At 46.9% G+C, this 14,785-nt stretch carries 13 protein-coding genes and 1 tRNA gene; 6 read left to right on the forward strand and 8 right to left on the reverse strand.

Annotated elements, in window-relative coordinates; genetic code table 11:
• Positions 1-31 precede the first annotated feature (31 nt).
• On the reverse strand, positions 32-1,450 hold the full coding sequence (locus E8M12_RS11545; protein WP_136736300.1) for a M28 family peptidase: 1,419 nt from the start codon (positions 1,448-1,450) through the stop codon (positions 32-34).
• Positions 1,451-2,023: 573 nt separating this feature from the next.
• Here E8M12_RS11545 and cobA point away from each other — a divergent pair.
• Positions 2,024-2,848, forward strand: coding sequence for a uroporphyrinogen-III C-methyltransferase (gene cobA, locus E8M12_RS11550; RefSeq protein WP_136736301.1), 825 nt, complete (start codon positions 2,024-2,026; stop codon positions 2,846-2,848).
• Between the two features lie 66 nt (positions 2,849-2,914).
• Here the strand turns inward: cobA and E8M12_RS11555 are convergent, their stop codons facing one another.
• The 7 genes from E8M12_RS11555 to E8M12_RS16335 form a co-directional block, all read right to left on the reverse strand.
• Complete coding sequence (locus E8M12_RS11555; RefSeq protein WP_136736302.1) at positions 2,915-3,283, reverse strand: rhodanese-like domain-containing protein; 369 nt, start codon at positions 3,281-3,283, stop codon at positions 2,915-2,917.
• 229 nt (positions 3,284-3,512) lie between these two features.
• Entirely contained in the window at positions 3,513-4,460 is a 948-nt protein-coding gene (gene secF, locus E8M12_RS11560) for a protein translocase subunit SecF (protein ID WP_136736303.1), read from the reverse strand.
• A 14-nt stretch (positions 4,461-4,474) separates the two neighbouring features.
• The gene (gene secD, locus E8M12_RS11565; protein WP_136736304.1) at positions 4,475-6,325 is read right to left on the reverse strand and encodes a protein translocase subunit SecD; all 1,851 of its coding nucleotides are present in this window, start codon (positions 6,323-6,325) and stop codon (positions 4,475-4,477) included.
• 10 nt (positions 6,326-6,335) lie between these two features.
• Positions 6,336-6,668: a preprotein translocase subunit YajC gene (yajC, locus tag E8M12_RS11570; protein WP_136736305.1), complete on the reverse strand. Its 333-nt coding sequence runs from the start codon at positions 6,666-6,668 to the stop codon at positions 6,336-6,338.
• 47 nt (positions 6,669-6,715) lie between these two features.
• The gene (gene tgt / locus E8M12_RS11575; RefSeq protein WP_136736306.1) at positions 6,716-7,849 is read right to left on the reverse strand and encodes a tRNA guanosine(34) transglycosylase Tgt; all 1,134 of its coding nucleotides are present in this window, start codon (positions 7,847-7,849) and stop codon (positions 6,716-6,718) included.
• A gap of 128 nt (positions 7,850-7,977) precedes the next feature.
• Positions 7,978-9,033 carry a tRNA preQ1(34) S-adenosylmethionine ribosyltransferase-isomerase QueA gene (gene queA / locus E8M12_RS11580; protein WP_136736307.1) on the reverse strand — a complete coding sequence of 352 codons (1,056 nt, stop codon included), beginning with the start codon at positions 9,031-9,033 and terminating at the stop codon, positions 7,978-7,980.
• Positions 9,034-9,232: 199 nt separating this feature from the next.
• Positions 9,233-9,382 carry a hypothetical protein gene (locus E8M12_RS16335; protein ID WP_169303129.1) on the reverse strand — a complete coding sequence of 50 codons (150 nt, stop codon included), beginning with the start codon at positions 9,380-9,382 and terminating at the stop codon, positions 9,233-9,235.
• 478 nt (positions 9,383-9,860) lie between these two features.
• On the opposite strand from E8M12_RS16335, the gene E8M12_RS11585 reads away from it, so the two are divergent.
• The 5 genes from E8M12_RS11585 (at position 9,861) to argS (ending at position 14,629) form a co-directional block, all read left to right on the forward strand.
• A tRNA-Trp gene (locus E8M12_RS11585) sits at positions 9,861-9,937 on the forward strand.
• 198 nt (positions 9,938-10,135) lie between these two features.
• On the forward strand, positions 10,136-10,609 hold the full coding sequence (locus E8M12_RS11590; RefSeq protein WP_136736308.1) for a hypothetical protein: 474 nt from the start codon (positions 10,136-10,138) through the stop codon (positions 10,607-10,609).
• 19 nt (positions 10,610-10,628) lie between these two features.
• Positions 10,629-11,093 (forward strand): ribosomal protein S18-alanine N-acetyltransferase, encoded by a 465-nt coding sequence (gene rimI / locus E8M12_RS11595; protein WP_136736309.1) that lies wholly within the window; start codon positions 10,629-10,631, stop codon positions 11,091-11,093.
• Positions 11,094-11,305: 212 nt separating this feature from the next.
• Positions 11,306-12,886 (forward strand): peptide chain release factor 3, encoded by a 1,581-nt coding sequence (gene prfC / locus E8M12_RS11600; RefSeq protein WP_136736310.1) that lies wholly within the window; start codon positions 11,306-11,308, stop codon positions 12,884-12,886.
• Positions 12,887-12,889: 3 nt separating this feature from the next.
• Positions 12,890-14,629, forward strand: a complete 1,740-nt coding sequence (gene argS, locus E8M12_RS11605) for an arginine--tRNA ligase (protein WP_136736311.1) — start codon at positions 12,890-12,892, stop codon at positions 14,627-14,629.
• Positions 14,630-14,785 lie beyond the last annotated feature (156 nt).

Below are 14,785 nucleotides of genomic sequence, written 5' to 3' on the forward strand. Positions count from 1 at the left end.
CCGTATCGAGAACTTAAGATTAATAACACGGTTAATAGCCTCCAAACGAGCCAGCCGGCCCCGGGAACACCACCGGAGATTCAAAGCCATCTCGCGATACACTGGCAACGCCGAAGAAATAATTATCAATAACAATATTTTCCAGGATAAAGCGATCGACATTGCCGACATATTGGCTATGAGTCCACTGCGGTTCGGTCGTTAAGCGCCAGTAAATCCGGTAACCGGCGAGGTTTTCAGCTTGTTTGCCCTGCGGCTTTTGCCAGCTTAATGTGGTTGATGGTTGCACCGCGCCACTGATTTCAACATTGGCTGGAGGTGCCGGTGCCCAGGCCAGGGACGCCATGCTAACCGCATTTAATGAGGTTAACTTAGCGTTGAAGTCAAAATCGACGCCGCTGAGCTCATCGCCATACTGGCGGCCATTTTCGTTGCGTATGTCCTGATGCTGACGATCATAATGTTCATTGGTTTCCATAATGCGCACCGCCGGAAAGCCTACCTGGTTAAAGGGTCGGTGGTGCCCGCCTCGGGCAAATCGATCAAGGCGATAGACCATCATCAGATCCAAATTGGGTATGTACTTATCGGCAATCACATCGATATAGCGGGCGAGGTTACGCGACGGTGAATCGACTTCTCCTCCGGTAAAGCGGCGTAACCTGGCCTCCTCTTCGGTTTCCACATAGCGCACTCCTTCTGAAAAAACCCGCGCCGTCGTGTTATTGATAACCCCATTAATGCCAGCGATATTACCGATCATATCGTTATTAAGCACCGCCTCGACACGCCAGTTATCTTTGATAGCCTGCTCTGCCATTATTTTACCGCCAAACAGGCCCTGCTCTTCGCCAGATAAGGCGGCATAAACCAGGGAACCATTGAACTTATACTGGCTCAATATGCGTGCGGCCTCTAACACACCGGCGACGCCGGTAGCATTATCATTGGCTCCGGGGGAGTCAGCTGTGGCATTTAATGGATCACTGACCCGAGAATCAATATCGCCACTCATGACGACGTAGCGATTGGGGTCAGTCGAGCCTTTTTGAATGGCGATGATGTTCACCACTTGCGTAGGTTCAGGAATACGTTTTTCACCAGAAAACGTCTGTTTTTGCTCAATAACTTCAAGGCAAGCACCACATGCCGCGGATATTTTTTCAAACTCACTTTTGATCCAGCGACGAGCCGCGCCAATCCCCCGGCGCTCCGACTCGGTTTCAGATAAGGTGTGCCGGGTTCCGAAACTCACCAGTTTAGTAACGTCTCGCTGCAGATTTTCGGCACTGGTAGCGCGCTGAATGTCCCGCAGCACCAGGTGTTCCGATGGCGGCACTGTGACCGCTTCTGCAGCATTCGATGCTATCGGCAGGAGTGCAAACAGGGTCAGAGGTGAAGATAATATTGACGAGCGAAAAACTGATGTCAGCAAGCGTTTATTAACCATAATTTTTCCTTATTATGAGTTGTCGGTATTAGCGCCTTTAGTTGACCTAAATAACCAACAATAACTTTGTTTATCCTCACTTTTTTTGTTATTCAGCGCAACAGCCGTTTGCTGTTATGCGACCAATCCTCCACTTGTGGCGACGAATACCACCAGCAATTAGTCATGGTGGGCTGAAGTCATCGCTTTACTGCATTCGCTCGCATTCTTATACCAATCACATTAAATTATTGCTCACTCAGTGAGAATTTAAAGGCGTTTAGACAAGGCTTTGATTGCAGAGAATGGTTACTCCATTGTCAAAATCAGTAACGCAGGAAAAACGCCTTTAAAACTCACCCGTAGGGAGTTAGTGAGAGGCCCATTTACGACCCTATATTTCATTAATATAGAATGACTATATCAATGAAATCTATGTTGTAACTGATACCTCTGCCCTAACTCTGAGTTGTGCACAAACTTAACGTGATTGGTATTAATACCCAAAAGGAATAACACATAGACATTAAATAGTTAGTAGTTATTAAAAGTTTGGTTAAAATTACTGCAGATTAAATTTTTGAAGTCAATACCATGCAACTACCCGCCTCTAAATCCATGTTCAAGCCTGGCGAAATTGCCCTTATAGGAGCCGGCCCTGGCGATGCTGAATTGCTGACCATTAAAGCATTGCGATTTATCCAGCAGGCGGATGTGGTGGTCTATGATCGACTGGTAGCTAAAGATATTCTTGATTTATTGCCGGCTGGAGCGCGGCGGATCTACGTTGGCAAAGAGCTTAATCGCCATAGTGTGCCACAGGACAAGATCAACGAGACCCTGGTAACGCTGGCCAGGCAACAGCTTAAAGTAGTGCGCCTCAAAGGTGGGGATAGCTTTATTTTCGGCCGCGGCTCAGAAGAGCTGAATTACCTGTTTGAGCATCAGCTAGCTACCCATGTTATCCCGGGCATTACTGCTGCATCGGGATGCACCACCTATGCGGGTATTCCCCTGACCCATCGGGGCATTGCCCATAGCTGCAGTTTCATCACCGGCCATTTTTCAAAAAATGGCGAACTGATACTGCCCTGGGAAAATTATGTCGATGCCGGCCAGACACTGGTGTTTTACATGGGCATAAAAAGCTCGGCCATCATTTGTGAAAAGCTCATCGCTCATGGACGCGCACCACACACGCCAGCGGCAATCATTCACAGTGGTACACAAAACAACCAGAAGGTATGGCGCACCAACCTTAGCGAGTTACCGGAATTAATCGCCAACGAACAAATTCGCTCGCCGAGCCTGCTGGTGATCGGTGATGTGGTAAATGCGGTAGCAGCCGGTGAAAATGGCATCAATGACCAGAGAGCATATTTTGCGCCACCTGCATTAGGGTTACGAAAAACCGGATAGTTGCAGACAATAATACTTACACTGTCGACAAGGATAGCGCGGTTGTCGATACTTCGATGACAGCTGTTATCCTTCATTTAATAGGCCGGCTGCAACGCCTGCCTTATAGCCACCAATTAATGAATAGATATTCTGGTAACCCATTTTCTGCAGGTTTTCGGCAACCAGAATCGACCGAAATCCGCCGCCACAATAGAGCACCATAGCGGTTGCAAAGTCCGGATACAACTTTTCAATATCACGCTCGATAATACCCCGCCCCAGGTGCTTTGCCCCTCTAAGGTAACCTTGTTGAAATTCATGATCCTCACGAACGTCGATAAACTCAAACGGTCTGCACTCCTGAGCCATCTGCGTCATCTGTTCAATGGTGATTTCCTTTACATTTCCCTGCACCGCTTTGACCAGAGCTAAAAATTGAGGTGAATGGTCCATCTTCTATGTCCAGTTAGCTAATTTTCAATTCAGACTAAACAAGCCTTAGGCAAATAACAAGCCGGAAAAATCAGCAACCGCCCCTATTTGCTTTTACTTAACCCTCGGTTTTCGTCAGCGGGGTCCTTACCCAGGAAGCGAGAATCAACAGGCCTGTTGATAGAGCAATTAACATAAAAAAACCACGCCAAAGCGTGGTTTTTCTCTAAGATTGACAGAACATTAAGGCCTAAGGCATTAACTCTTCCTGATCGGCACCTTCTTTTTCAATTACTTCCGGGATCAGGTCTTCTTTCGAAATACCTAACGCCAGGGCAACAGTACTGGCCACATAAATGGATGAGTACGTACCGACAAAAATACCGAATAATAATGCCGTCGCAAAACCGTGGATCAATGCACCACCTTTGAAAAATAAGGCAAGCAACACTAAAAACGTGGTTAATGAGGTAATCATGGTTCGGCTCAGAGTTTGCGTCAGGGAAATATTAATCACTTCCTCCGGCGTACCTTTGCGGATCTTACGGAAGTTCTCACGAATCCGGTCGGATACAACGATAGTATCGTTAAGCGAGTAACCGATAACCGCCAGGATTGCTGCCAGTACAGTTAAGTCAAATTCCAGTTGTAAGAACGAAAACAAACCTAAGGTTAAGATAACGTCATGGGCAAGCGCCGTAACCGAACCCAGTGCGAATCGCCATTCAAAGCGAAAGGCAACATAAACCAGGATACAGATCAGTGCGGTCAGCATCGCTAATCCGCCTTGCTCGGTTAATTCGTCGCCAACATTAGCGCCAACGAATTCGATACGACGCATTTCTACGTCCTGACTCGTGCCTTGTTTCAACATGGTCAGGATTTCATTACCCAGCATTTCCGCTTTCACGTTATCGCGCTGGCCAAGACGAATCAGAACGTCATTGGCACTGCCGAATAGCTGTACAATGGCGTCCTCGTGACCGCCCTGCTCCATGATACGGCGAATTTCTGAAAGATTCGCTGGTTGTTCAAACCCGACTTCGATCAGGGTACCGCCGGTAAAATCCAGGCCCCAGTTTAACTTGTTAACGGACAATGACACGATCGACGCGATGATCAGCACCAGGCTGAAAATTACCGCTGGTTTGCGGTACGACATAAAGGCCCATGTGTCTTTAATTTTTAATATTTGCATAATATTCACCTGACCTATATCGACAATTTATCGAGTTTTTTGCCGCCCCAAATGGCATTAACAACCGCACGCGTACCAATAATCGAGGTAAACATCGAGGTAATAATACCGATGGACAGGGTTACCGCGAAACCTTTGATAGGACCGGTACCAACCGCAAACAGAATAATCGCTGCAATTAAGGTGGTGATATTGGCATCAAAAATGGTCGAGAACGCCGCGTCATAGCCGTGATGGATAGATTGCTGGACACTCTTACCTTCGCGTAATTCTTCGCGTATCCGTTCGAAAATTAGTACGTTAGCATCAACCGCCATACCAACGGTCAGTACGATACCTGCCATGCCCGGTAGGGTCAGGGTAGCGCCCGGGATCAGTGACATAACACCAACAATCAGAATCAGGTTAGCGGCCAGCGCAAGGTTGGCAACAACACCAAATTTACGATAGTAGAACATCATAAATGCCAGCACCAGGGCAAAGCCCCAGAGGATCGCCTGCAGACCTAACTGGACGTTTTCAGCCCCCAGTGAAGGGCCTACCGTACGTTCTTCAACAATGGCGATTGGCGCAATCAGAGCACCAGCGCGTAACAGCAAGGCTAAGTTATGAGCTGCTGCTGGATTCGGTTGTCCGGTAATCTGAAAACTACGGCCTAAACGCGATTGAATGGTGGCAACGGAAATCACTTCCAGCTGCTTATCAAATTTAAGGCTACCATCCGGGTTTTTCTCACCGGTGGCGACACTTTCAATAAATACCGTAGCCATCGGTTTGCCGACATTGCCTTTGGTGCCGCGCGACATTTTATCGCCGCCAGCCGCATCCAGGTCAACATAAACCGCCGGTTGCTGAGTCTGCTGATCACGACCAGAATTGGCGCCGACGATATGCTCGCCCTGAAGAATGGAGCGCTTTTTCAGTAACACCGGACGGTTGTCCTGGTCATAAACCACGAAAGACCCTGGAGGTACACGACCATTAACCGCCGACATCAGATCATTTTCCTGGTCGACCATATGGAAGCTCAAGGTTGCCGTTGCGCCAAGAATTTCTTTCGCTTTTGCCGTATCCTGAACACCTGGCAGCTCTACCACAATATGCTTTTGTCCCTGACGCTGTACCAGCGGCTCAGCAACACCCAGCTCATTCACCCGGTTACGGATAATGGTGATATTCTGCGAGATGGCGTTTTCACGGGTTTCTTTGATTTTCTGCTCGGACATGGTCACTTTCAGTGACAGCTTATCCTCGTTATCCACAAAGACATAACCCGGATCAACACGTTTTAAGATGCTTTCAGCCTGCTCAAGATCGTCGATATTGCGTAACACCACTTCGACACCAGTACCCGACTCCGACACCCGCTTGTAGCGAATTTTTTCTTCCCGCAATTTAGCGCGGAAGGTGTCAATCATATTGGTTTGAGCTCGTTCCATTGCCGTTTTCATATCCACTTCCATCAGAAAGTGAACACCGCCGGACAAATCCAGACCCAACTTCATTGGTACGGCACCAATATTTGCCAACCATTCCGGTGTCGCAGGGGTCAGGTTTAATGCTACGGAATACTCGTCACCCAGGCCTTTAACCAGAGAGTCACGGGCATTTTGTTGATTTTCGTAATTACTAAAACGAATTAAAATCTGGCCATTTTCCAGCGCCGCACTGCGATAGCCGATATTGGCACCGTCAAGTTGCTGTTTTACCGCATCCAGGGTTGATGCGGTGACGTCCAGACCACGTTTTCCGGAAATCTGAACCGCAGGGTCTTCACCATAAATATTTGGCAACGCATAAATGGCGCCAAAAATCAGGATGAAAACCACCATCAGAGATTTCCATAATGGATATTTATTTAACACAAGACTGTCCTTAAAGTGACTTCATCGTTCCTTTTGGAAGCACAGCGGTAACTGCGGCTTTTTGTACAGTCACTTCTGTACCTTCGGCGATGGCAATTACGATAAAATCTTTTTCGTCGCTAACTTTAACGATTTTACCGACAACACCACCCTGAGTAAGAACTTCATCGTTCTTGGCCAGTGCCGACATCAGATTCTTGTGCTCTTTCACACGCTTGGCCTGTGGACGGTAGATCATAAAATAAAAAATCAAACCGAAAACCGCCAACATAATCAGCATTTCAAATCCACCACCCGATTGTGGTTGCTGCGCTGCATAGGCTTTACTAATAAAAAAATCCATAACTTCCTCTTTTCACAATGATTACCCTAGCGGTAATTTATTTTCAATTATTCTTCATTACTGTCCGCTTTCAATAGCGGCACGTCCATACCACGTAACGCATAGAACTCGGCGACAAAGTCGTCTAATTTACCTTGCTCGATGGCATCACGCAAACCCTGCATGACTCGCTGATAAAATCTCAGGTTATGCATAGTATTCAGTTGCGCCCCAAGAATCTCATTACACTTATCTAAATGATGCAGATAAGCCTTGGAATAATTCTTACAGGTATAGCAATCACATTCCGGATCCAGTGGTCCGGTATCCGTTTTGTGTTTGGCATTGCGTATCTTCACCACGCCATTGGTGACAAACAAATGACCATTGCGGGCATTACGGGTTGGCATCACGCAATCGAACATATCAATACCACGACGCACACCTTCGACCAGATCTTCGGGTTTGCCGACTCCCATTAGATATCGGGGCTTTTCTTTCGGGATCAAGTCCGGAGTATGATCAAGAATTTTAATCATCTCCTCTTTCGGTTCACCAACCGATAAACCACCGATGGCATAACCATCAAAATCAATATCTAATAAGCCCTGGGCTGAAACTTCGCGCAAGTCTTCATACATACCACCCTGGACGATGCCAAACAGGGCCGATGGGTTATCGCCATGGGCGTCTTTGGAACGTTTTGCCCAACGCAACGACAATTCCATCGATGCTTTGGCCTGTTCATGGGTTGCCGGATATGGCGTACATTCATCAAAGATCATCACAATATCACTGCCGAGGCTGCGCTGTACTTCCATCGAGCGTTCCGGCGTCAGCATAATCTTTTCACCATTTACCGGCGAGCGAAATTCCACGCCTTTTTCGGTGATTTTGCGCATTTCGCCAAGACTGAACACCTGAAAACCACCAGAGTCGGTTAAAATCGGCTTGTGCCAATTCATAAAATCATGCAAGTCACCGTGCTGCTCGATGATTTCAGTGCCCGGGCGGAGCATTAAGTGAAAGGTGTTACCTAAAAGAATATGAGCGCCTGTCGCTTCTACTTCATCGGTGGTCATGCCTTTAACGGTGCCATAAGTACCGACTGGCATAAATGCGGGGGTTTCTACCACGCCACGGTCAAAAATCAGACGACCCCGACGGGCTTTCCCATCCTGATTAATTAATTCGTACTTCATAATTTATCCTTACCGGGCAGCGAAACAGGCCACCGGTATCTCTTTAACAGCTCGGCTTAAGTATACCAAACGACTTAAGCCTGATTATTACCCGACCACCAATAATCCATACGGTGGCCAGATTGTGGTTAATCTTGGTTCTGCCTGGTCAGAAACATCGCATCGCCGTAACTGAAGAAGCGGTACTTTTCAGCAACCGCCGCCTGGTAGGCTTTCATGATGTGATCATAGCCGGCAAATGCGCTGACCAACATCAACAATGTCGATTCTGACAAATGGAAATTGGTGATCAGGCAGTCGATGAGTTTAAACTCAAATCCCGGGGTGATAAAAATATCGGTATCACCATAAAATTCTGCCAGGGGCTGGTTGTTATCGGCATGGTATTTAGCGGCACTTTCTAACGAACGAACCGACGTTGTGCCAACCGCAACAACACGTTTACCCGCAGCTTTGGTCTGTAGGATTTGGCTGATGACCTCGCTGCTTACTTCGACATATTCGGAATGCATGACATGGTCGTCAATATTCTCAACACGGACTGGTTGAAAAGTCCCTGCCCCGACATGTAGGGTAACAAAGGCGAGTTGCACCCCTTTTTCTTTGATTTTCGCCAGTAAGGGTTCATCAAAATGCAGACCGGCAGTAGGTGCCGCAACAGCACCCGGCTTTTCGTTATAAACCGTTTGATAACGTTCTTTATCCGACTCTTCGTCGGGACGGTCAATATAAGGCGGTAGTGGCATGTGTCCAATTTGTTCGAGCACTTCCAGTACCGATTGCTCACCCTGAATCTGCAATTCAAATAACGCATCATGACGGGCAACCATGGTGGCTTTCACCTGCCCTTCCAGTAACAACTCAGCACCGGGTTTTGGCGATTTGCTGGCACGTATATGAGCAAGTACCCTGTGTTGATCAAGAATGCGTTCTACCAATACCTCAATTTTTCCACCACTGGCTTTGGTGCCAAACATGCGCGCTGGGATCACCCGGGTATTATTAAATACCAGCAAGTCACCGGGGTTGAGTAAATCGATGACATCAGCAAAGGTGTTGTGGTTAATCTCGCCATTATTACCATCCAGAGCCATCAGTCGACTTGCCGTACGTTGCGCCTGAGGGTAACGAGCAATCAGTTCATCCGGTAAGTCAAAGGCAAAATCGCTTACGCGCTTAGTCATAATCAGGGACCAAAAATCGAGGTTAAAAAATCCGCGACAGTTTAGTGTGCAAGCCCCCGAATATCAAGTGAAATAGCGGTTTTACCAATGAATTTAAGTTAATAGGAAGGCTTAATCTTTGCCGTGTTAAGATACCTTTTTTGCGGTGCGATGATTTATATGTCGGATAAGCTCGCCCGGGAACGGGTGTTCTGACAAGTCAAACCTGCTCGTTATGCGACTTGCTATCACCTTCGGGTGGCTGGATGGCCTGTAGGTCTTCGGCGGCGAATGTAGATTCCACTATATTAATATCAACGCATACCCGCGTCGTTGTGGCCTGCACTCTGGCATTTTTTTTACGGCGCATAAGTTTTCTAAGCATATCAATAAATTTCATGCTTTAAGTCCTTTCAGTCATTGAAAACGAGCCGCTGGGGGGGACGTGCCAGGTTACAATACTTGCTTAGGTTAACAGGAGTACTGCTTAATTTTTCAGCATTTTATTCTCAAAATTTAGTGATTGCAACTATAACCGACTGAAAATAATGATTTTTTAGTGCTTACAACAGTGTTTCACCGATGCGATATGAACGCCCATTCAGGTTGACAAAAGTTCACTATCAATGAACACAGACCAGTTCCTCCTCCTTCACCGCTGGTATTTTTGCCAGCACTCATCCGCAGGCAGGCTATCAGTAGTGAATTAATTGCCTGATTTATCGTCTCCAAAGCCTTTGCATAACACGCTTTTGCACAATAAATCAGCAGTTAAACGCTCTACTAAAAAAAATCGTAAAATAGCTCTTTACCTTTACCTTCGTATGGGTATAATGCACAGCCATTGCAGGGGTGTAGTTCCAATTGGTAGAACGGCGGTCTCCAAAACCGACGGTTGGGAGTTCGAGTCTCTCCACCCCTGCCATTTCTTTTTCTGCACGAAATTCTCAAAAACCTCTTCTTTGATAAAAAAATCAAAACCTTGTCGATATAAACAGCGTTACCATGACGTCTTACGTCCATTTTTTTTCAATAAATTACTGTGGCAAACTAGGTTGTTAGTGATTTTTCTGTCATTATTAGTGGATATTAAAACTAGCCCAGTCTATCCGGTGCACATACCATGAGCTTAAATCGTAAACAATTTGATTACTTGCAGGCAATGGGTATTAGTATCTGGTCAGCTCGTGAAGAAAAGTTTGCGTCGCTCGATGGCAACGAGGACAATCCGCAAATTGTCGATCAAAGTGACAAGATACTGGCCGAGCTGAATACGCTCAGCAGTCATCCTCCTCGCTCTCGGAAAAAACAGGAACAACCTCGTTCATCGAAACTTTCACTCGTGCAGCAGTATCAGGCATGTATCGATAGTCGCTGGTTTTCAGATTTACTGGTCTGGCTTGCCATTGATAAAACCGAGGTCGACGTTTCTGAACAAGGCCTGCGTTTTGGCAACTTCCTGTGGAAATTTGATCGCCAAAGCACAATCCGCTTTGGCGACAACACGATAAAGTCGCCGAGCTTTGCCACCAGGCAACCCAGTGCGGAACAAAAACGTCAGCTATTTCTCTGGTTCCGGGACAGCAAGCAAGGTTAACCTGAAAAAACGGGTTTCTATGAGTTGTATTAAGCCATTCACCAATAACGACATCGATGCCATCTATCAAATCGAGACCGCCTGTAATCCATCTCCCTGGTCACTAAAGACTTTGCAAGGCTGTTTTGGTCCACGTTACATCACTCGAGGCATTAGAGAAAATGATTTGTGGTGTGGCTTTTATGTGGCCGATTATGTTTTAGATGAATTGACCCTAATGGAAATAGCGGTGCACCCACACTGGCAGCGTAAAGGATTTGCCAGCGCCCTGCTCGACGATCTATTCGACCAGGCCGGGCAGCGTAAAATCCGCCAATGCTTTCTCGAAGTCAGGGACAGCAACACTGCGGCTCAATTACTGTATATAAAATATGGGTTTGAACAAATCGACCGGCGCCTTGGTTATTACCCCTGCAACAATGGTCATGAAGATGCCATCATTATGCGCAAAACCCTACCCGCCCTGGCACTGGCTGAAACTTAGTTTAAGGTAATACAACAACCAAAAATGATGAGCAAGGCAAGCTTGTCCGTAATTACCATTAATTATTTGCTAAAATTTTCCCTCAAGTACTGCTCATTATCACCTCATTCGTTATAATAGCGCGCTTTAGTGCCCGGTGACAGATTCAGTACGCTGAATTTGCCTTGATATCGGGTATCGGGAACCTCTAATTCATCGGGCTAAGTTTTAGTATGACGATACAACAGCAGGAAGTCGGAAAACGCCGGACTTTCGCCATCATTTCTCACCCGGATGCGGGTAAGACGACGATTACCGAAAAAGTATTGCTTTTTGGTCAGGCGTTGCAAACTGCCGGCACCGTAAAAGGTAAAAAATCGGGTCAGCACGCCAAATCTGACTGGATGGAAATGGAAAAAGATCGTGGCATTTCGATTACCACCTCGGTGATGCAATTTCCATACGCCGACTGTCTGGTCAACTTACTCGATACTCCGGGTCACGAAGACTTTTCCGAAGATACCTACCGAACCTTGACTGCCGTTGACAGTTGCCTGATGGTAATTGACACCGCAAAAGGGGTTGAGGATCGAACCATCAAACTGATGGAAGTCACCCGCTTGCGCGATACGCCAATTATTACCTTTATGAATAAAATGGATCGTGATGTGCGCGACCCCATTGAGGTAATGGATGAAGTAGAAAGCGTATTAAAAATTAAATGTGCGCCTATTACCTGGCCAATCGGCATGGGTAAGGAGTTTAAAGGCGTTTATAACCTGCTAACCGACGAAACCATTCTGTATAAATCGGGACAGGGACATACCATCCAGGAAAAACGTATTGTTAAAGGCCTGGATAACCCAGACCTGGATGCAGCCATCGGTAGCTATGCTGACGACCTGCGCGAAGAGCTCGAACTGGTGCTGGGTGCCTGCCATGAATTTGATCTTGACGAATTTCTGAGTGGCGAATTAACACCAGTATATTTTGGTACCGCATTGGGTAACTTCGGCGTTGACCATATGCTTGATGGCTTAACGCAATGGGCACCGAAACCGCAACCTAGGCAAACCGATGTACGGGAAGTTCAGGCTGATGAAGATAAGTTCTCTGGTTTCGTATTTAAGATTCAGGCAAACATGGATCCTAAACACCGTGATCGTATCGCCTTTATGCGTATTTGCTCCGGCAAATACAGCAAGGGAATGAAAATGCGTCAGGTGCGAATCGGTAAAGACGTTAAGATTGCCGATGCCGTAACCTTTATGGCGGGTGACCGTGCCAATGTCGAAGAGGCTTTTGCGGGTGACATCATCGGCTTGCACAACCACGGTTCAATTCAGATTGGCGATACATTTACCTCGGGTGAAGAGATGAAATTCAGCGGCATTCCAAATTTCGCACCGGAAATGTTTCGTCGTATTCGCCTGCGCGATCCATTAAAAGCCAAACAATTACAAAAAGGGCTGATTCAGTTGTCCGAAGAAGGCGCGGTACAGGTATTCCGACCGCTGGCCAATAACGATATGATCGTTGGTGCCGTCGGTGTCCTGCAATTCGAAGTTGTCGTGCACCGCCTAAAAACAGAATACAACGTTGATGCCATTTATGAGCCGATTTCGGTTGCCACTGCCCGCTGGGTAAGTTGTGAGGATGACAAAGCCATGGCGCAGTTTGAAAAGAAAGCGCATGACAACCTGGCCCTGGACGGTGGTGATAACCTAACTTACATCGCGCCAACCATGGTGAACCTGAACCTGACCCAGGAACGTCATCCAGATATTATTTTCCATAAAACCCGTGAACACTAAATTATGAATATTCGTCAAATACTGAATGAAAAAGTCAGTGCCGCCATGGTCGCTGCCGGATTACCCGCCGACACAAACCCGGCGGTCAGTGTATCTAACCGCCCGCAATTCGGTGACTATCAGGCCAATGGCGTGATGGGTGCTGCCAAGAAGTTAAAAACCAATCCACGTGAATTAGCTCAAAAAGTCATGGAAAACCTTGACTTGGCTGACATTGCCAGCCAGGTGGAAATTGCCGGTCCGGGCTTTATTAATATTCACCTGGACCCTTCCTGGTTGGCCGCGCAATTGCAAGTTGCCAATGCCGATGACAAACTTAATATCAGCCAGAGCGAGCAACCCAAAAAAGTGGTTGTCGATTATTCCGCACCGAACCTGGCCAAAGAAATGCATGTCGGTCACCTGCGTTCTACCATCATTGGTGATGCCGTTGTCCGCGCTCTTGAATTTCGTGGTGAGCAGGTTATTCGCCAGAACCATATGGGCGACTGGGGTACTCAGTTTGGTATGCTATTGGCGCATCTTAGTGACAAACTGGCCCATGATGAAGTCGCCGAAACGGCATTGGCCGATCTGGAAGATTTTTATCGTCAGGCCAAGATTCGCTTCGATGAAGAAGACGGATTTGCTGACCGTGCTCGAGATTACGTGGTCAAACTTCAGGGAGGCGATGCCGACTGCTTGGCCTTATGGCAACAATTTATCGATATCTCGATTCATCACAGCGAAGAGATTTATGACAAACTCAACGTCACTCTCAAGCGCGATGATATCATGGGCGAAAGTGCCTATAACCCGGACTTACCGAAAATCATCGACACCCTGATGGCAAAGAATATCGCTGTCGAAGATCAGGGCGCAAAAGTCGTATTCATTGAAGAAATGGCTAATAAAGATGGCGAGCCTTCGGTATTTATCGTGCAAAAATCCGGTGGTGGTTACTTATACGCAACAACCGACTTGTCTGCTTGTCGTTACCGTAGCTTTGATTTAGACGCCGATCGGATCATTATATTTACCGATGCGCGCCAGGCATTGCACTTTAAACAGGTTGAAATTACTGCTCGCAACGCCGGGCTCCTGCGCGAATCAACAGCTTACGATCATTGTCCGTTCGGGATGATGATGGGTAGCGACGGCAAGCCTTTTAAAACCCGAACTGGCGGTACCGTTAAGCTGGCGGAATTACTTGATGAGGCGGTGAGTCGTGCACAAACCCTGATGGCCGATAAAATTGCTGACTTTTCGGAGCAGGAGCGAGCCGAAATCGCCCGTAAAGTGGGGATTGGCGCGGTGAAGTTTGCGGATTTATCGAAAAACCGCACCAGTGATTACATCTTTAACTGGGATACCATGTTAAGCTTTGAAGGTGCGACGGCGCCGTATTTACAATACGCCTATACCCGTATTCAAAGTATATTCAAAAAAGCCGGTGTCGATGCGACCCAGCTAACTGGCAACATCATGATTAGTGAAGCGCAGGAAAAAGCACTGGCGGTTAAATTATTGCAGTTTGAAGAAGTATTGGATGCGGTGATCAGTGAATGTACACCAAACCTGTTGTGTAACTATCTGTATGAATTAGCCAGCTTGTATATGAGTTTTTATGAAGCTTGCCCAATCCTTAAAGATGGCGTTGCCGATGAAGTTAAGCAATCACGTCTGCAATTATGTCAGCTAATAGGTAAAACCCTGCAACAGGGGCTGGATTTGCTCGGCATTGAAGTAATGGAACGTATGTAATACCAATTGCTGCATCATATGATCAAAACCGCGAGGCTGGCATTTGTCAATTTCGCGGTTTTTTCTATAACAACGGCGCAAATTAACATCGTTTTTTCCGGTCATCTCAGCCCAGGATTAATCGAACATATGCCGGTAATATTTTTGCTATTTCTG

The organism is Thalassotalea mangrovi (assembly GCF_005116735.1).
In the GTDB taxonomy this organism is placed as follows: Bacteria; Pseudomonadota; Gammaproteobacteria; order Enterobacterales; family Alteromonadaceae; genus Thalassotalea_A; species Thalassotalea_A mangrovi.

Coding starts and splice junctions, on each gene's coding strand:
- E8M12_RS11555 (WP_136736302.1), bottom strand. CDS start 3,283: ATGGACCATTCACCTCAATTTTTAGCTCTGGTCAAAGCGGTGCAGGGA.
- prfC (WP_136736310.1), top strand. CDS start 11,306: ATGACGATACAACAGCAGGAAGTCGGAAAACGCCGGACTTTCGCCATC.
- rimI (WP_136736309.1), top strand. CDS start 10,629: ATGAGTTGTATTAAGCCATTCACCAATAACGACATCGATGCCATCTAT.
- argS (WP_136736311.1), top strand. CDS start 12,890: ATGAATATTCGTCAAATACTGAATGAAAAAGTCAGTGCCGCCATGGTC.
- queA (WP_136736307.1), bottom strand. CDS start 9,033: ATGACTAAGCGCGTAAGCGATTTTGCCTTTGACTTACCGGATGAACTG.
- secF (WP_136736303.1), bottom strand. CDS start 4,460: ATGCAAATATTAAAAATTAAAGACACATGGGCCTTTATGTCGTACCGC.
- tgt (WP_136736306.1), bottom strand. CDS start 7,849: ATGAAGTACGAATTAATTAATCAGGATGGGAAAGCCCGTCGGGGTCGT.
- E8M12_RS16335 (WP_169303129.1), bottom strand. CDS start 9,382: ATGCGCCGTAAAAAAAATGCCAGAGTGCAGGCCACAACGACGCGGGTA.
- E8M12_RS11590 (WP_136736308.1), top strand. CDS start 10,136: ATGAGCTTAAATCGTAAACAATTTGATTACTTGCAGGCAATGGGTATT.
- E8M12_RS11545 (WP_136736300.1), bottom strand. CDS start 1,450: ATGGTTAATAAACGCTTGCTGACATCAGTTTTTCGCTCGTCAATATTA.
- cobA (WP_136736301.1), top strand. CDS start 2,024: ATGCAACTACCCGCCTCTAAATCCATGTTCAAGCCTGGCGAAATTGCC.
- yajC (WP_136736305.1), bottom strand. CDS start 6,668: ATGGATTTTTTTATTAGTAAAGCCTATGCAGCGCAGCAACCACAATCG.